The organism is Microbulbifer regidiadema (SeqCode) (genome assembly GCF_052467605.1).
Genome location: NZ_CP174316.1, coordinates 2035355 through 2052159, shown reverse-complemented (window position 1 = coordinate 2052159; position 16805 = coordinate 2035355). Strand labels below are relative to the sequence as shown.

Sequence of the window (16805 nt, the reverse complement as noted above, 5' to 3'; positions counted from 1 at the left end):
GCCCGATCGGCAGGGGTTTACTCGAGCTCTTCGATGGGCTCTTCTGTCGCCAGCGGCCAGCCGCCCAGGGCTTTCCACTTGTTGACGATACCGCAGAACAGAGTGGCGGTTTTCTCTGCGTCGTACTCGGCGGAGTGGGCGCAGTTGTTATCGAACTCGATGCCGGCCACTTGGCAGGCTTTGGCCAATACGGTTTGGCCGTAGGCGAGGCCGGCGAGGCTGGCGGTATCGAAACAGGAAAACGGGTGGAAGGGATTGCGTTTGATACCGGTGCGCTCAACCGCCGCATTGACAAAGCCCAGGTCGAAGTGCGCGTTGTGGGCAACCACGATGGCGCGGGTGCAGCTGTGCTTCTTCACGGCGCTGCGAATCTTGCGGAACAGTTCGGGAATGGCAATTTCTTCCGGCCAGGCGTCGCGCTCCGGGGACTCCAGATCGATGCCGATAAAGTCGAGAGCGGATTGCTCGACGTTGGCACCCTCGAACGGCTCCAGGTGGAAGCTGTGGGTCTCCAGGGGGAAGAGGTTGCCGTCGTCATCCATATCCAGGATCACTGCGGAAATCTCCAGCAGTGCGTCGGTGCGGGCGTTAAAGCCGCCGGTTTCCAGGTCGATAACCACAGGCAGAAAGCCTCGGAATCGCTGGGCGAGAGGGCTTTTTGGTCCAGTGGGTTCTTCGGCGGGTGTCACAGTGGTTCCTTGTAAATCTTGTCGTCAAGCCAGCAGCGTGTGGCGCTGCGGGGGCAGGGGTTATTGTCGAATCACGCGCCCGCCGGGGATGCTCCCCGCGCAGGCGCTGTTATTGGGTGTTGGCCGATTACGCCAGCTGCCAGTTTAGGGTTTCACCGGCGGCCAGGGGAATCAGATTTTCACCGCCCATCTCCAGTTTTTCCGGCAGGGTCCAGGGGCTCTTAACCAGGGTGATGGTGTCTTCGTTGCGCGGCAGCTCGTAGAAGTCGGGGCCGAACTCGCTGGCGAAGCCTTCCAGTTTATCCAGTTTGCCCGCGCGCTCGAATACCTCGGCGTAGAGCTCGATGGCGGAGTAGGCGGTGTAGCAGCCGGCACAGCCACAGGAGTGTTCTTTCTTGTGGTCGGCGTGGGGGGCCGAGTCGGTGCCGAGGAAAAATTTCGGGCTGCCGCTGGTGGCCGCTTCGATCAGCGCGTTTTGATGGTAGCCGCGCTTTAGGATCGGCAGGCAATAGTAGTGCGGTTGAATGCCGCCCACCAGCATATGGTTGCGGTTGTACAGCAGGTGGTGCGCGGTGATGGTAGCGGCAACGCCTTCGCGGGCGCCCTGCACAAACTCTACCGCCTGGGCGGTGGTGATATGTTCAAACACCACTTTCAGGGTGGGGAAGTCGTCGACCAGGTGGGACAGGGTCTTTTCGATAAAGGCCTGCTCGCGATCGAAAATATCGATATCGCTGGTGGTGACTTCACCGTGTACCAGTAGCTTCATACCGCAGGCCTGCATTTCTTCCAGGGCTGGGTAGATGTTGGCGATATCGGTCACACCGGAATCGGAGTTGGTGGTCGCGCCCGCTGGGTACAGCTTGGCGGCGATAACCCCGGCTTCGTGGGCCTGGCGAATAACGGCGGCATCGGTCTTGTCGGTGAGGTAGATCACCATCAAGGGTTCAAAGGCGTTGCCGGCGGGAATCTGGGCGCTGATGCGCTCCTTATAAGCCACTGCGCTGGCGGCGTCAGTTACGGGGGGCACCAGGTTGGGCATGACAATGACGCGGCGGAATTGTTTTGCGGCATCGGGCACAGTGCGCCCGAGAGCGGCGCCGTCGCGCAGGTGAATGTGCCAGTCGTCGGGGGCGCGAAGGGTAATTTGCTCCGTCATGGTACTCCGTAAAGCTTCTTAGCGTGGTGACTCATTGTGCGGCGCGAATGCTACCCGAAGCTGTGCAAAATTGCGATGCGGCAAGGGTTAAAAAGTAATCAATTGTGCTTACTAGCGCCTTGGCGCTAGTCGATCGCGAGCTTAGGCGCTACAATCGCGCCCCGACAAAGAGTGTGGGTATTATTGTGCCCGCCATTTACCGATCCTGGGCATATCTCCAAGAATAACTCCCCCAGACTGACACTTGTTTCGCGTAGTGACATTCCACGTCTCCGCGCTTTTGTCGTGGCGACGTTTTTCCGGCAGCAGAGGACAGCAATGAGCAAAATCGAAAAGGTGGTACTGGCATACTCCGGTGGCTTGGATACGTCGGTAATCGTGCGATGGTTGCAAGAGACCTATGGCTGTGAAGTAGTGACCTTCACCGCAGATATCGGCCAGGGTGAAGAGGTGGAACCGGCCCGCGCCAAGGCCGAGGCCCTCGGGGTTAAAGAGATTTATATCGACGATCTGCGCGAAGAGTACGTGCGCGATTTCGTCTTCCCGATGTTCCGCGCCAATGCCATTTATGAAGGCGAGTACCTGCTGGGTACCTCTATTGCGCGCCCGCTGATCGCCAAGCGCCTGATTGAGATTGCCAACGAGACCGGTGCCGATGCCATTTCCCACGGCGCGACCGGCAAAGGCAACGACCAGGTGCGCTTCGAGCTGGGCGCCTACGCGCTGAAGCCGGGCATTCAGGTAATCGCCCCCTGGCGCGAGTGGGACCTGAACTCCCGCGAAAAGCTGATGCAGTACTGCGAGCAGCACAATATTCCGGTGGATTTCTCTTCCGGCAAGAAGAAGTCCCCCTACTCGATGGACGCCAACCTGCTGCATATCTCCTACGAGGGCGGCAACCTCGAAGACCCCTGGGCGGAAGCCGAAGAGGATATGTGGCGCTGGAGCGTGAGCCCCGAGGCGGCTCCAGAAGAGCCCACCTATATTACTTTGGGCTTTGAGAAGGGCGATCCCGTCTCTATCGACGGCGAGCGTCTGAGCCCTGCTACTTTGCTTGAGAAGCTGAACAAATTGGGCGGAGCCAACGGCATCGGTCGTCTGGATATCGTGGAGAACCGCTACGTGGGAATGAAGTCCCGCGGCTGTTACGAAACCCCCGGCGGCACCATTTTGATGAAGGCGCACCGCGCTATTGAGTCCATCACTCTGGACCGCGAAGTGGCGCATATGAAGGACTCTCTGATGCCGCGCTACGCCGAGCTGATTTACAACGGCTACTGGTGGTCTCCGGAGCGCCGCATGCTCCAGGCAGCGATCGATGAATCCCAGGATGTGGTGAACGGTGAAGTTCGCCTGAAACTGTACAAGGGCAGCGTCAGCGCTGTGGGTCGCCGCTCTGCGGACAGCCTCTTCGACGAGCGCATTGCGACCTTCGAAGACGATGCGGGCGCCTACGACCAGAAGGATGCGGAGGGCTTTATCAAGCTTAACGCCCTGCGTCTGCGCATTGCCGCCGGTAAAGGAAGAAAATTGATTTAGTTGATTTAGATCAGCAATCAGCGGACAGGGATACGCTTAAATCCTTATCCGGCCAATAGTAACCACAGCGTCTCACAGGCTGTGGTTACACACCTTCTGTGGTGGGCCAGTCCCGCACAGTGGAACCGAATCTTAAAAGCAACGGAAGTAAAAACATGACGACAACGGTGGCAAAGACCGGCCCTGTGCCGGACTATGACTACAATATCGTGCGCCAGTTCACCATCATGTCCGTGGTCTGGGGCATTTTTGGTATGGGCATGGGCGTATTGATTGCAGCCCAGCTAGCCTGGCCTGAACTCAACGACTTTTGGCAGCCCTTCTCGCACTTCGGGCGCTTGCGTCCCCTGCACACCAACGCGGTAATTTTCGCCTTTGGTGGTAGTGTTCTCTTTGCCACTTCTTTCTATGTGGTACAGCGCACCTGTCAGGTCCGCCTCTGGGGTGGCTGGCTGATCCCCTTCACCTTCTGGGGCTGGCAGGCTGTTATCGTCGCTGCCGCAATTACCCTGCCGATGGGCTTCACCTCCACCAAGGAATACGCTGAGCTAGAGTGGCCCATCGATATCCTGATCACCCTGGTTTGGGTTGCCTACGCGCTGGTGTTCTTCGGCACCATCATGAAGCGTAAGACTTCCCACATCTACGTGGCGAACTGGTTCTTCGGTGCTTACATCGTCACTATTGCCATTCTCCACGTTGTAAACAACCTGGAAATCCCGGTTGGCCCGTTCAAGTCCTACTCCATCTACTCGGGCACTAAGGACGCAATGATCCAGTGGTGGTACGGCCACAACGCGGTAGGCTTCTTCCTGACCGCCGCCTTCCTCGGCATCATGTACTACTTCGTACCCAAGCAAGCTGGCCGTCCGGTTTACTCCTACCAGCTGTCTATCGTTCACTTCTGGGCCCTGATCTCCCTGTACGTATGGGCCGGTGGTCACCACCTGCACTACTCAGCGCTGCCCGACTGGGCGCAGAGCCTGGCGATGGTAATGTCCCTGATCCTGCTGGCACCTTCCTGGGGCGGTATGATCAACGGCATCATGACCCTGTCCGGCGCATGGCATAAGCTGCGCACCGACCCGACCCTGCGCTTCCTGGTGGTATCCCTGTCCTTCTACGGTATGTCTACCTTCGAAGGCCCGATGATGTCCATCAAGACCGTAAACGCCCTGTCTCACAACACCGACTGGACCGTTGGCCACGTACACTCCGGCGCTCTGGGCTGGGTTGCAATGATCTCTATCGGCGCCCTGTATCACCTGGTTCCGGTTCTGTGGAAACGCCGCGAAATGTACAGCTCCAAGCTGATCAACGCGCACTTCTGGCTGGCTACTGTAGGTACCGTTCTGTACATCGCCGCGATGTGGGTCAACGGTATTACCCAGGGTCTGATGTGGCGTGCATTTAACGCCGACGGCACCCTGACTTACAGCTTCGTAGAGAGTGTTGTAGCGAGCCACCCGGGCTATGTTGTCCGCTGGTTGGGCGGTGCCATGTTCCTGGTCGGTATGCTGCTGATGGCTTACAACGTCTACCGCACGATTACCGAGAAGGTAAACGATGCCGAAGCCGATAACACCGTTCGTGCAGTGCCTGCGGCATAGGAGTTTAGATCGTGAAGAATCATGACCTCGTAGAAAAAAACATCGGCTGGATGATCTTTTTCACCGTGATCGCCATCAGTTTCGGCGCTCTGGTTGAGATCGTTCCGCAGTTCTTTACCAAAGATAACTACACGCCGCTGCCGGGGCAGAAGCCGCTGACAGCATTGGAGCTGGAAGGCCGCGATATCTATATTCGCGAGGGCTGCCACGTTTGCCACACCCAGATGATTCGTCCTCTGCGTGCGGAAGTTGAGCGTTACGGCCACTACTCCATGGCACAGGAATCCATCTACGAGCACCCCTTCCTGTGGGGCTCCAAGCGCACCGGTCCCGACCTGGCGCGCGTAGGTGGACGCTACTCTGACGAATGGCAGCGCGCGCACTTGTACAACCCGCGCAGCGTTGTGCCCGAGTCGATCATGCCCGCTTACCCCTGGTTGTTCGACAATGTGGTAACCGGTGAATACACCGCGCGTAAGATGGAAGCGCTGCGCTTTGTCGGTGTGCCCTACACCGATGAGGACATCGCCAACGCTGCTGAGCCTTTCAAAGGTGGCAAGGTGATGGAGATCGATGCGCTGGTGGCTTACTTGCAGCAGCTGGGTACCCTGGTTACCCAAAAACGCTAATAGCGAGGAAGGAAACTCGTGACTATTGAAACTTTGCGGGAAATCGGTCTGGTTCTGGGCTCTATAGCATTTCTGGCGATTTGCTGGTGGGCCTTCTCTCCGAAGCGCAAGAAGCGCTTCGAGGAAGATGCCAATTTGCCGTTTGCCGATGAAGAGCGACAAGCCGACAGGGACAAGTCGGCCGCTCAGCGGGACGAATCCAATTCCGGGGATAAGCCCGGAGCCAATCGAAAACAGGGGCAGGATAAGTAATGAGTACATTCTGGAGTGTGTGGGTAATTGTGCTCACCCTCGCCAATCTGGCGTTGATTACCTGGGTGCTGTTCGCCAACCGAAAAGTGGCGGTGGACGACCAGGCAGAACCGGAAAACAAAACAACGGGCCACGTATACGACGGCATCGAGGAGTACGATAACCCGCTACCCAAGTGGTGGTTCATGCTGTTTATCGCCACCCTGGTGTTCTCTGCGGCATACCTGGTGATCTATCCGGGTCTGGGTAACTTCAAAGGTGTTGGCGGTTGGTCATCTGTCGGCGCTCTGGAAGCTTCCCAGGCTGAGGCCCAGGAGAAGTTCAAGGAGACTTTCGGCAAGTACGTCGATATGCCGATCGATGAAATGGCACAGAGCCCGGAAGCGCTGAAAATGGGTTCGCGCATTTTCGCCAACAACTGTTCTGTGTGTCACGGTGCCGATGCCGGCGGTAACTTCGGCTTCCCGGACCTGACTGACAAAGACTGGCTGTACGGCGGCACTCCGGAGAAAATCCTGGAGACCCTGCACAACGGTCGTCAGGGCATGATGCCCGCTCAGGGTCCGGTGATCGGTGAGGAAGGCGTGAAGAACACTGCCGAGTATGTTCTCTCCCTGAATGGCCTGGAGCACGACACCACTATGGCCGCTGAGGGTCAGAAGGTGTTCAACACCGTGTGTATGGCCTGTCACGGTCTGGATGCCAAGGGCAACCAAATGCTGGGTGCGCCCAACCTGACTGACAATATCTGGCTCTACGGCAGCAGCCGCGACCAGATCCAGCACACTATTCGCGGCGGTCGTACCAATATGATGCCCGCGCAAAAAGACAAGCTGCGCGAAGACAAAATCCGCTTGGTAGCGGCCTATGTCTACAGCCTGTCCCAGCAGGAAGAAGAAAAGCAGTAATTTACTATTGAGGCCCGGCATTTGCTGGGCCTTGTTTTATCAAGGGACTCCGGGCGCTACAGGGACGGAGAAAAAAGCCTCAACATAAGTGGCTACCTGGCCCGCGTACAAGATGTGCCCGTGCGAGAGTGAGGTTTGTGTGAGTGATTTAATTCCAACCCGTGAGGAACAGGAAGGTGATGGCGAAGTTCGCTATCGCATGTTGTATGAGTCGGAAGACAAAGTCTACATCCGACATATCAAGGGTGTTTTCACCCGCGTTCGCAAATATACCGGCCTGCCGCTGCTGCTGGCTTTTTTCTTTCTCCCCTGGATCAATATCGACGGGCGCCAGTCGGTCTTCTTTGATCTTCCCACCCGCCAATTCCATATTTTCTGGACCACGTTCGGGCCCCAGGATGGCTTCCTTTTAGCTTGGCTGCTGATCATTGCCGCCTTCGCGCTGTTTGCGGTCACCACCTTGCTGGGCCGGGTGTGGTGTGGCTTCACCTGTCCGCAGACCGTCTGGACCATGATGTTTATCTGGGCGGAAAGGGTCTGTGAAGGCGATCGCAACAAGCGCATGAAGCTCGACAAGGCGCCCTGGAACCTGGAAAAGGTGCTGCGCAAGGGGGGTACGCACGCCATCTGGCTGCTGATCTCGCTGGCAACCGCGCTGGCCTTTGTGGGGTATTTCTACGGGGTGCGCGATCTGGTAGTGGATCTGGCCACGTTTAACGCCCACCCGCAGGGCGTTTTCTGGGTTGCTTTCTTTACTTTTGCCACCTATATGAACGCGGGCTTCCTGCGCGAGCAGGTGTGTAAATACATGTGCCCCTATGCCCGTTTCCAGTCGGTGATGTACGACGAGGATACGCTGGCGGTCTACTACGATGCCAAGCGGGGTGAGACCCGGGGTCCGCGTAAAAAGAACGTGGATTACAAAGCGGAAGGTATGGGCGACTGTATCGACTGCTACTGGTGCGTGCAGGTGTGCCCGGTGGATATCGATATCCGCGACGGCATGCAGTACGAGTGCATCAACTGCGGTCTCTGTGTCGACGCCTGTAACAGCGTGATGGACAAGATGGGCTATGAGCAGGGCTTGATTCGCTTCACCTCTGAGGACGAGTTGCAGGGCGCTAAGACTCGCTTCCTGCGTCCGCGCCTGTTTGGTTATGCCCTGATTCTGCTTGCCATGACCGGTCTGTTCGCGCAGCAGGTGATGACCCGCAGCCCCATCGAGGCTGAAGTCTCCCGCGATCGCGGCAGCCGTATGTTCCGCGAGTCCCAGGGGCAGGTGCAGAACGTCTACACGGTGAAGATCAACAATATGGATCAGGCGCCCCACGAATTCACCATCAAGGTGGAGGGCAAGCCCGGTTACGACTATTCCGTTCGCAAACCAAAGACGATCTACCTGGTGCCGGGGGAGATGTTCTCCGTTCCTATCCGGGTCGGCGTGCCCAGAGATCAGCTGAAGGACACCAAGCACGATATCGAGATTGTTGTCCAGGCAGTCGACAATCCTGAGCTGACAGATAGGCGCCGAGCGGTGTTTATTGGTCCAAAGCAGTAGACGGGGCGCCAATCCCGTTGCAAAGTACGGGCCCGCCCAGGCGGGCTCGACTTTTGTGTAAAAACGGTAACTTTTTGGTAACGCGATGAATGAACCAACCCCCAAACCCTGGTATCGGGAACCCTGGGCGTGGATGGTACTGGCGCCACTGATTACAGTGGTGGTGGTGTCGACAATCACAGTCTCAATAGCGGTGCGTTTTGCTGACGACAAGGTCAGCGATACCTACTACAAAGACAGCCGCATGTATCACTTCAGCGCCGAGCAGGATCAGCGCGCGCAAGCGCTGGGCTTGGCGGCACTGGTTCAGTTCCAGCGCTCTGAGAATCGGGTGACCGTGGAATTGAACGGCAATCTCGACTACCCCAAAGCCCTGTTGCTCACATTGAGCCACCCGGTAGAGTCCGATCTGGACAAGCATATCGAGCTGTCCCAGATCTCTGTGGGGCGCTATCAGGGCACATTGCCGGAGGGCCTGGCCGACCGCTGGTATCTGCGCCTGATGCCGGAGCTCGATCCGGATGCGCACCAGGACGCCGACTGGCGCCTGAAGGGTGAAATTAACTTCGATCTCGGCGATGCCGTGCCACTGAATGCTGTAACTCAATGACTTCGCCTTCCTCCTCCTGTTATCACTGCGGGCTCCCCGTCCCCACCGGCAGCAATCACTCGGTGGTGATTGAAGGGGTGGCCCGGGAAATGTGTTGTCCCGGCTGTGAAGCGGTAGCCAGCGCTATCGTTTCCGGTGGCCTGGACGGTTTCTATCGCTTTCGCGAGAAAGAGAGTGACAGGCCGGAGGAGGCCCAGCCCCGGGATCGCTGGGCGGCATACGATCTGCCGGAAGTGCAGCAGCAGTTTGTCCACGACTGGGATAATGGCAACAAGATTGCCTCGCTGTTGATTAGCGGTATTACCTGTGCGGCCTGTGTGTGGCTGATAGAAAAACACCTGGGCCAAATGGGCGGGGTTGTGAAAGTCTCTGTCAACGCCAGCACCCAGCGCGCGCAGATCGCCTTTAATCCCGATGAGATTAAACCCAGCGAGCTGTTTGGCGCCCTGGAGCGGATCGGCTACAGACCCGCCCCGGCCACAGCGGCCAATCAGGAAAGTGTGATCCAGAGCGAACACCGCGCCGCCCTGCGCCGCCTGGGGGTCGCCGGGCTCGGCACCATGCAGGTGATGATGTTTGCCATCGCCCTGTACTTTGGCGCAGCCGCCGAAGAGGGCGTCGGCGAGTTCGAGCGCTATTTCCGCTGGGTTTCCCTGCTGGTGGCAACGCCAGTGGTGTTCTACGCCGCGCGCCCATTTTTCAGCGCGGCGCTGCGCAGTCTGCGCGCCCGCCACCTGAGTATGGATGTACCGGTATCCCTGGCAATTGGTATGGCCTATGTCGCCAGCTTTTACGCCACGGTATTCGGCACCGGCGAGGTGTACTTCGAATCTATCTCCATGTTCACCTTCTTCCTGCTGTTGGGACGAACGGTGGAGATGCGTGCCCGCCATCGGGCGGGCTTAGCCAGCGGTGGTCTGGCTCAGTTGCTGCCGATGACGGCGGCCAAATATCAAGGGGACGATCTTGTCCATGTGCCAGTGGCGGCCTTGGCCCCTGGCGATAAAGTGCTGTTGCGCCCGGGAGATACAGTCCCCGCCGACGGGGAGGTGCTGGAGGGCGTGAGCGGTGTGGACGAGTCCCTGCTCAGCGGAGAATCCGCGCTGCAACAGAAAGCTGCGGGCAGTCCGGTTTATGCGGGCAGTGTCAACGGCGACTCCAGCTTGACCATCAAGATCACCGCCGCAGGGCAGGCCACGCGCCTGTCCGCTATCGAGCGCCTGGTGGAGCGGGCGCAATTGGACAAGCCCAACCAGGTGGCTCTGGCCGACCGGGTGGCGGGTATTTTTGTCGGCGTTGTGCTGTTTGCCGCGCTGGCGGCATTTGCCGTCTGGTGGCAAATCGATCCCAGCCGCGCTTTCTGGGTGTCCCTATCTGTTTTAGTGGTGACCTGCCCCTGTGCGCTGTCGCTGGCAACGCCGGCCGCCCTGGCTTCCGCCACGCTGCGCTTGCAGCAGCTGGGACTTCTTGTCGCCGGCGGCAATCTGCTGGAAACACTGCCGCGTATTGGCCGGGTGCTGTTCGACAAGACCGGTACCCTGACGCGCGGCGAGCCGAGAATCCTGCATATTGATTTGCTGCGGGCCAACTGGACTGAGCAGCGGGTTAAGGACGTTGCCGCAGCCCTGGAATCCCAGACCAATCACCCCCTGGCCAGGGCCTTCCGCGCCTGGCGCGGCAATCTCAGCGCCAGCGATCTGCAAGTGCACACTGGTGCCGGCCTGGAGGGGCAGATCGAAGGGGAGTGTTACCGGCTGGGCAAGGCGAGCTTTGTCTCCAGTGAGGCCATTCCTACGCCTGAAGGGGAGGGGCAGTGGCTGTTGCTCGGCGACGCTCGGGGGCCCATTGCCTGGATTGCCCTGGGGGATAAATTGCGCGCTTCGGCAGCGGCGGCGGTTGCGGGGCTGAGAGAGCAGGGGCTCTCCGTCGAGCTGCTCAGCGGCGATCAGTCTGCGGAAGTCGAGCGACTGGCCGGGCGCGCCGGTATCGATAACTACCGCGCCGGCGCCTCGCCGGAGGACAAGCTCAAACATATGAAGCAGCTGCAAAGGGGCGGCGATAAGGTGCTGATGGTCGGGGATGGCATCAATGATGTGCCGGTGCTCTCCGGTGCCGATGCTTCCGTGGCGATGATGTCCGCAGCGGATTTGGCCCAGTCTCGCGCCGATGCCATTTTGCTGAACGGAGATCTCGAAGTGCTGCCTAAAGCGATAGGGCTGGCGCACAAATGCCGCAGCATTGTGCGGCAGAATCTGGCCTGGGCGCTGGGTTACAACGTGATTGCCCTGCCGCTGGCCTTTTGCGGCTTGGTGCCGCCCTGGGCTGCGGCGATCGGTATGTCCCTCAGCTCGCTGATCGTAGTACTCAACGCCCTGCGCCTGTCCCGTGGGCAGGCGCAGGACGAAACCCCTGTGACCGCCGAGGCCTAGGGCCGCGCTCGCAGAAAGAGGAGGTGTAACGAATGGAAAGTCTGTATTTCCTGATACCCATTGCGGTGATTTTGGTTGGCTTTGCGGTAAAGCTCTTTTTTTGGGCCGTGAACAACGGCCAGTACGATGACCTGGAAACGGAGGGTCGCCGTATCTTGTTTGACGATGATATGCAGCAGGACAAACCTGAGGCGGAAGGGACGCGGGAGAAGTAAGTGGGAGAGTGGGGGTTTTTGGCTGCGGCGCTGGCGATCGGCTTTTTGGGTAGCAGCCACTGTATCGGTATGTGTGGGGGAATTTCCGGCGCGCTGGGCATGGCGGTGCCGGGCAAGAAGACCGCCTGGATGCAGCTGGGTTCCTACCAGCTGGGGCGCCTGGGCAGCTATGCACTGATGGGGGCACTGGCCGGTGCTCTGGGGGCGGCAGTATTGCCGGTGCTGACTCCGCTGCGCTTTGCCGCCGGGATTATGTTGATTCTGATGGCGCTGTATATCGGCGGTATCTGGAGCGGTTTGGCCTGGATTGAAAAGGGCGGCAGGTACTTGTGGCGCTACGTGCAGCCACTGTCGGCGAAACTACTGCCGGTGCGCTCTGCGGGCCAGGCCCTGGCCCTGGGTTCCCTGTGGGGCTGGCTGCCCTGCGGTTTGGTCTACAGCGCGCTGACTTTTGCCCTGGCCCAGGGCAGTGCCGAGCGCTCCGCCCTGGCCATGTTCGCATTTGGTTTGGGCACAGTGCCGGCGATGCTGGCCACCGGGGCCGCCGCCGCCCAGGTGCGCGGCATAGTGCAGAAGCCGGGGGTGCGCTACGGTTTTGCCGCCGCAATTTTACTGTTTGGGATCTGGACCCTGTGGGGGGCAATGGGCCACAGCGGCCACGGCGATCACGCCAACCACGGGGCGATGGGCGAGATGCAGGCCCCCGCTGAAGACAAAGAAGAGCAGGGGCACCATCACCACCACCACTGAGCGCAGTGATGGTGGCTGCGTGACTGGGCGCTAGAGATCGATCCGCAGGGACAGGTCGATAGCGCGCAGGTGCTTAGTCAGGCTGCCGGAAGAGATATAGTCCACTTCGAGTTCGGCCAGTTGCGCGATGCGATCCCGGTCGACGCTGCCGGAAATCTCAATTTTGGCCTTGCCCTTGGCCAGTGCCAGGGCCGCCCGGGTGTCTTCGTCATTAAACTCGTCGAGCATAATCACGTCGACATTGACCGCCAGCGCCTGTTGCAGCTCCTCAATATTTTCCACTTCGACCTCGATCAGGGCCTCCGGCTTGATAACGCGGGCCTGGGCAACGGCGTGCTCAATACCGCCGGCGGCAGCGATATGGTTCTCCTTGATCAGGAAGGCGTCGTAAAGTCCGATGCGGTGATTGTGGCAGCCACCGCAGAGCACGGCGTATTTCTGTGCGCTGCGCAGACCGGGAATGGTTTTGCGCGTGTCGAGAATTTTCACCTCGGTGCCCGCAGCTCGCGCGGCGAACTCCGCCGCAGTTGTGGCGGTGCCGGACAGGGTCTGCAAGAAATTCAGCGCGGCGCGCTCGCCGGTGAGGATGGTGCGGGCGTTGCCCTCCAGCTCAAAAATTACCGCGTTGGCAGCGATGCGCTCGCCGTCCTCGAAGTGCCAGGTGAGGGTTAACTCCGGGTCCAGGGCGTGAAAAATCGCCTCCACCCAGGCGCGACCACTCAGCGTGCAATCTTCGCGGGTGATTACCCGGGCCCGGGCCGTGCGCTCCGCTGGGATCAGCTGGGCGGTGATATCGCCACTGCCAATATCTTCCTCCAGGGCGGCTTGCACTGCGCGTTGCAGATCGGTAGTGATATTGGGAATAGCCGTGTCTTGTGGTCGCATTGGAAAACCTCGAAATTAACGCCGGCGCAGTTTACCAAAACCCCCGGGGTTTTGACTGCCCAACTGGGGCACTTGAGGGGTAGCAGCTGGCTCGACCAATGGCTGTGACGGGCATCTCAAATCTGTCGTGCAACGGTGTAAGTTTTCCCAATATCCCGAGTAGAATGGTCGGAGATTGAACTTGGTCAAAGCGCAGGCGCGATTCAGGGGGGTATGAAAGCGTCTTCTGTACGGTCAAATATTGAGTGAAATCAAGAACTTCGGCAGATATTTCGCGCATGATCGCGGCGACATATCAACGGGGTGGCAGTGTGCTGAGCGGGAGATATCAGGCGCCCGATCCGGTTTGCAAGAGCACTTTTCCACCTATTAATTTTTGTTATTGCCACAGCGTTACTCGTCGAACGGCATTCGAAGGACCTCTTGGAAATGAGTGAATCCAGTAAGATAGTTTCCCTATCAGAAAAAAGTGGAGCGCACAGTATTTCTATATCCGGTAAGCCCGCTGTTCTGCCTGCCGCAGTGACTATGCTGAAAGAGAAGTCGGCGGAACAACTGCTAGAGCGGATAAAAACGTTATTCGGCAAAGTTGATGACTCCCTGTTTACCATGGCCGAGCGGGCCCATGGGCAGGAGGAGCAGGATGGCCTCTTTCAGGCGCTGCGCCTGTTGCGAGTGGAGCGCCGCAATATTGCCGAGCAATTTATCAAGAATATCTCCCGCGCTTTTGATATACGCGAGGAGGAAAAGTCAGAGAGCAGTTTCGCCTCCGATAACCTGTCGCTGGTTCACAACGATGACCTGGAGCAGCTGGTTGCCGCCGATACCATGGTGGCCAATGCCAAGCGCGATTTTGCCGAGCCGCTCACCGACCTGTGTATGAGGCTCGACAGGCTCTACTCCGTCAAGGTCTACGAAAAAAACAATCCCCTGGGGCCCGATGCTATCTGCGATGCCTTTGTCGAGGCGGTCCAGGATCTGAATCTGTTTATCCGCGCCCGCCTGATCCTGTTGAAAAAGTTCGAACAGGTGGTGATGTTGCAGCTGCGCGACTTCTATGAATTCTGTAACCAGCTGTTGATAGATCAGGGGGTACTGCCCTCCCTGCGCGAGCAACAGCGCGCGGCCAGGCAGCGCTCTGCCCACGCACCCGCTGGCGTTAGCGCGGGGGGCCAGGCCGGTATTCCGGTGGGCGGCCAGGCGGTGCCGGGCGGCGTTGCGGCGACAGGGCACTTTCCCCCGGGACTGGTACCCGCTGCGACGGGGGTTACCCCCATGCCCGCCGGGGATTTGCTCTCCCATTTGGGCGCACTGCAAAGCGGCAGCCACTATCAGGGCGGTGGTGCCGTACAGCTATTGAATGTGGGCGAACTGCTCCAGCAGCGCCTGGTGGATTCCAACCAGGCGGCCTCGCTGGCAAAAGTCGACAGCGATGTGATCAAGCTGGTGGAGATGCTGTTCTCCTTTATCCTGGAAGATCGCAGTCTCGCCACGCAAATAAAGTCTCTGCTGGGCCGCTTGCAGCTGCCGCTGTTGAAAGTGGCGATCGCGGACAAGTCATTTTTTAGTAAAGGCGGCCACCCGGCGCGCAAACTGCTCAACGAGCTGGCCGATGCCGCCACCGGTTGGCAGGCGGGGGATAACTACGAATCCGATCCCCTGTATCAAGAGATATCGGCTATTGTCGAGCGGGTGCTCAACGAGTTTGACCGGGATATCAATATCTTTGCCGTGCTGCTGGAATCCCTGCGGGAATTTATTATCCGCGAGCGCAAGCGCGCCGAGATGCTGGAGCGCCGCGTTGTCGATGAGGCCGATGGCCGCGCCAAGACCCAGGCCGCACGCGCGCGGGTTGCCGCAGTAATGGATGCCCTGGTGGCGGAGCGGGATCTCCCCCAGGTGGTGCAGGATTGGCTGAATAAAGTCTGGAACAATGTACTGTTTTTGACCTGCGTTAAAGAGGGCACCGAGAGTGACGCCTGGAATCGCGATGTGCGCACGGCGAGGGATCTCGTGTGGAGTGTGCAGGCGCCCATGCCGGATTCCCGCAAGCAGTTATTGAGTTTGCTGCCGGTGTTGCAGGAGCGACTGCGCGAGGGGGTTGAGGCCCTTTCCTATAACGCATTCGAGGCGCGCACCCTGTTCTCCGGTCTCAAAGAGGTCTATCGCGAGCGCTTTGCCCTGGCCCAGCAGTTGGCGGAGCAGCGTGAGCGCGAGGTGGCGGAGCAGGTTGCCCGCGAAGTGCGCGCGGCCCAGACAGTAGAGCCGGCGCCGGCGCCCGTTGTCGCCGAAGTGCCAGTAGCCCCCGCAGTCGAAGGGGAAAGCAGCGCCGAGCCCGCTGGCGTGGCGGCGGTTGCCGAGGTAACTACAGAGACGGCGGTAGAGCCGACCTCCGCCGAACCGCCTGCCGCAGTTGCTGAAACCGCACCGGCGGAGGAAGTGGCAGTGCCGCAGATGGAAGAGCTGGAGCAAGTGGTTGCCGAGGCGGAAGTGGCAGCACCTGAGCAGGACGGCCTGGCGCCCCTCGATGAAAATGATCCCCACTGGCAGATGACTTTCCGCCTGGCGCAGGGCAGTTGGTTCGAGTTAAAACGCTCCGAGGACGAACAGTTCCGCTGTCGTCTGGCGGCGGTAATCCGCGATATCGACCAGTTTATTTTCGTCAATCGCAACGGTGCCAAGGTGGCGGAATTCGCCCGTTTGGAATTGGCCCACGCCCTGCGCTCGGCACAATTGTTGCCGCTGGATGACGGTATGCTGTTCGAGCGGGCACTACAGTCGGTGATTGGCAATGTGCGCAAGAAACGCAGTGAGCAGCGTTAGCCCATCGCGATTGAAGGATCGGACAGGGGGCTGTTTTGGGGTACCCTGTCCGGCGGTTTTTCTGCAAGCGGTGTCGCGATACTGCCCCGATCCGATTGGCATATCGATCAACGCTCCATAAAATGGTAACAGCTGAAGCCTCGGGAGGTACCGGGGCTGTCTATAGGTTGCAGCGGAGATCGCAGATTGAAATATCAAGTGGAGTCCGGTTGGCTGACGGACGCACGCCGGGTTCCCAGTCCCCATTGTAATAGTCGTCCAGAAGCCTGTGCGGTGGATCTGCTGGTGATTCACAGTATCAGCTTGCCGCCGGGACAGTACGGTGGCCCCTATATCGATGCCTTTTTCCTCGGGCAGCTGGATATCGACGCACACCCCTATTTTGCCGAAATTGCCGCACTCCAGGTGTCCGCGCATATTTTGATTGATCGCGACGGCCTGGTGACTCAGTACGTGCCCCTGGACCGGCGCGCCTGGCACGCGGGCAAGTCCGAGTTTAACGGGCGCAGCAACTGCAATGACTTTTCCATCGGCATCGAGCTTGAGGGCCTGGATACCGATGTGTATACCGATGCCCAGTACGCGGCGCTGGCCGAGGTCAGTGCGGCGATCATACGGGCCTACCCCGCCATCAATACGGATAGAATTGCCAGTCACTCGGATATAGCGCCGGGCCGCAAATTGGACCCGGGCCCCGGCTTCGACTGGGAGCACTATTTCAATAAATTGAAAGAAATAACCTGATAACA

Annotated in this window: 15 protein-coding genes; 12 read left to right on the top strand and 3 right to left on the bottom strand. The window is 59.1% G+C overall.

Annotation, left to right across the window (positions count from 1 at the left end; genetic code table 11):
• Positions 1-17: 17 nt before the first annotated feature.
• Both rnt and pyrC read right to left on the bottom strand, forming a co-directional pair.
• Entirely contained in the window at positions 18-689 is a 672-nt protein-coding gene (rnt, locus tag ACJJIF_RS09640) for a ribonuclease T (RefSeq protein ID WP_444932002.1), read from the bottom strand.
• 127 nt (positions 690-816) lie between these two features.
• A complete protein-coding gene (pyrC, locus tag ACJJIF_RS09635) occupies positions 817-1848 on the bottom strand; it encodes a dihydroorotase (protein WP_444932001.1) in 1032 nt (343 codons plus the stop codon).
• Between the two features lie 318 nt (positions 1849-2166).
• Here pyrC and ACJJIF_RS09630 point away from each other — a divergent pair, with 318 nt between their 5' ends.
• The 10 genes from ACJJIF_RS09630 (at position 2167) to ACJJIF_RS09585 (ending at position 12348) form a co-directional block, all read left to right on the top strand.
• Entirely contained in the window at positions 2167-3387 is a 1221-nt protein-coding gene (locus ACJJIF_RS09630) for an argininosuccinate synthase (protein ID WP_444932000.1), read from the top strand.
• 155 nt (positions 3388-3542) lie between these two features.
• Positions 3543-4997 carry a cytochrome-c oxidase, cbb3-type subunit I gene (gene ccoN / locus ACJJIF_RS09625; protein WP_444931999.1) on the top strand — a complete coding sequence of 485 codons (1455 nt, stop codon included), beginning with the start codon at positions 3543-3545 and terminating at the stop codon, positions 4995-4997.
• Between the two features lie 11 nt (positions 4998-5008).
• Positions 5009-5626, top strand: a complete 618-nt coding sequence (gene ccoO / locus ACJJIF_RS09620) for a cytochrome-c oxidase, cbb3-type subunit II (protein ID WP_444931998.1) — start codon at positions 5009-5011, stop codon at positions 5624-5626.
• Positions 5627-5644: 18 nt separating this feature from the next.
• The gene (locus ACJJIF_RS09615; RefSeq protein WP_444931997.1) at positions 5645-5878 is read left to right on the top strand and encodes a cbb3-type cytochrome oxidase subunit 3; all 234 of its coding nucleotides are present in this window, start codon (positions 5645-5647) and stop codon (positions 5876-5878) included.
• Positions 5878-6786, top strand: a complete 909-nt coding sequence (gene ccoP / locus ACJJIF_RS09610; RefSeq protein WP_444931996.1) for a cytochrome-c oxidase, cbb3-type subunit III — start codon at positions 5878-5880, stop codon at positions 6784-6786. The genes ACJJIF_RS09615 and ccoP overlap by 1 nt, the downstream gene beginning before the upstream one ends.
• 139 nt (positions 6787-6925) lie before the next feature.
• Positions 6926-8344 (top strand): cytochrome c oxidase accessory protein CcoG, encoded by a 1419-nt coding sequence (gene ccoG / locus ACJJIF_RS09605; RefSeq protein ID WP_444931995.1) that lies wholly within the window; start codon positions 6926-6928, stop codon positions 8342-8344.
• An 85-nt stretch (positions 8345-8429) separates the two neighbouring features.
• On the top strand, positions 8430-8954 hold the full coding sequence (locus tag ACJJIF_RS09600) for a FixH family protein (protein WP_444931994.1): 525 nt from the start codon (positions 8430-8432) through the stop codon (positions 8952-8954).
• Complete coding sequence (locus ACJJIF_RS09595) at positions 8951-11383, top strand: heavy metal translocating P-type ATPase (protein ID WP_444931993.1); 2433 nt, start codon at positions 8951-8953, stop codon at positions 11381-11383. The genes ACJJIF_RS09600 and ACJJIF_RS09595 overlap by 4 nt, the downstream gene beginning before the upstream one ends.
• Before the next feature lie 32 nt (positions 11384-11415).
• Entirely contained in the window at positions 11416-11598 is a 183-nt protein-coding gene (gene ccoS / locus ACJJIF_RS09590; protein WP_444931992.1) for a cbb3-type cytochrome oxidase assembly protein CcoS, read from the top strand.
• Positions 11599-12348, top strand: a complete 750-nt coding sequence (locus tag ACJJIF_RS09585; protein ID WP_444931991.1) for a sulfite exporter TauE/SafE family protein — start codon at positions 11599-11601, stop codon at positions 12346-12348.
• A 30-nt stretch (positions 12349-12378) separates the two neighbouring features.
• Here the strand turns inward: ACJJIF_RS09585 and nadC are convergent, their stop codons facing one another.
• Complete coding sequence (gene nadC, locus ACJJIF_RS09580) at positions 12379-13233, bottom strand: carboxylating nicotinate-nucleotide diphosphorylase (RefSeq protein WP_444931990.1); 855 nt, start codon at positions 13231-13233, stop codon at positions 12379-12381.
• 429 nt (positions 13234-13662) lie between these two features.
• Here nadC and ACJJIF_RS09575 point away from each other — a divergent pair, with 429 nt between their 5' ends.
• A complete protein-coding gene (locus tag ACJJIF_RS09575) occupies positions 13663-16056 on the top strand; it encodes a DUF1631 family protein (RefSeq protein ID WP_444931989.1) in 2394 nt (797 codons plus the stop codon).
• A 186-nt stretch (positions 16057-16242) separates the two neighbouring features.
• Positions 16243-16800 carry a 1,6-anhydro-N-acetylmuramyl-L-alanine amidase AmpD gene (ampD, locus tag ACJJIF_RS09570; protein WP_444931988.1) on the top strand — a complete coding sequence of 186 codons (558 nt, stop codon included), beginning with the start codon at positions 16243-16245 and terminating at the stop codon, positions 16798-16800.
• Positions 16801-16805: the final 5 nt, after the last annotated feature.

Excerpts from the sequence above, each read along its gene's own strand:
- pyrC (WP_444932001.1), bottom strand. The coding sequence starts at position 1,848 with ATGACGGAGCAAATTACCCTTCGCGCCCCCGACGACTGGCACATTCAC.
- ACJJIF_RS09630 (WP_444932000.1), top strand. The coding sequence starts at position 2,167 with ATGAGCAAAATCGAAAAGGTGGTACTGGCATACTCCGGTGGCTTGGAT.
- ccoN (WP_444931999.1), top strand. The coding sequence starts at position 3,543 with ATGACGACAACGGTGGCAAAGACCGGCCCTGTGCCGGACTATGACTAC.
- ccoP (WP_444931996.1), top strand. The coding sequence starts at position 5,878 with ATGAGTACATTCTGGAGTGTGTGGGTAATTGTGCTCACCCTCGCCAAT.
- ACJJIF_RS09600 (WP_444931994.1), top strand. The coding sequence starts at position 8,430 with ATGAATGAACCAACCCCCAAACCCTGGTATCGGGAACCCTGGGCGTGG.
- ACJJIF_RS09595 (WP_444931993.1), top strand. The coding sequence starts at position 8,951 with ATGACTTCGCCTTCCTCCTCCTGTTATCACTGCGGGCTCCCCGTCCCC.
- ccoS (WP_444931992.1), top strand. The coding sequence starts at position 11,416 with ATGGAAAGTCTGTATTTCCTGATACCCATTGCGGTGATTTTGGTTGGC.
- nadC (WP_444931990.1), bottom strand. The coding sequence starts at position 13,233 with ATGCGACCACAAGACACGGCTATTCCCAATATCACTACCGATCTGCAA.
- ACJJIF_RS09575 (WP_444931989.1), top strand. The coding sequence starts at position 13,663 with ATGAGTGAATCCAGTAAGATAGTTTCCCTATCAGAAAAAAGTGGAGCG.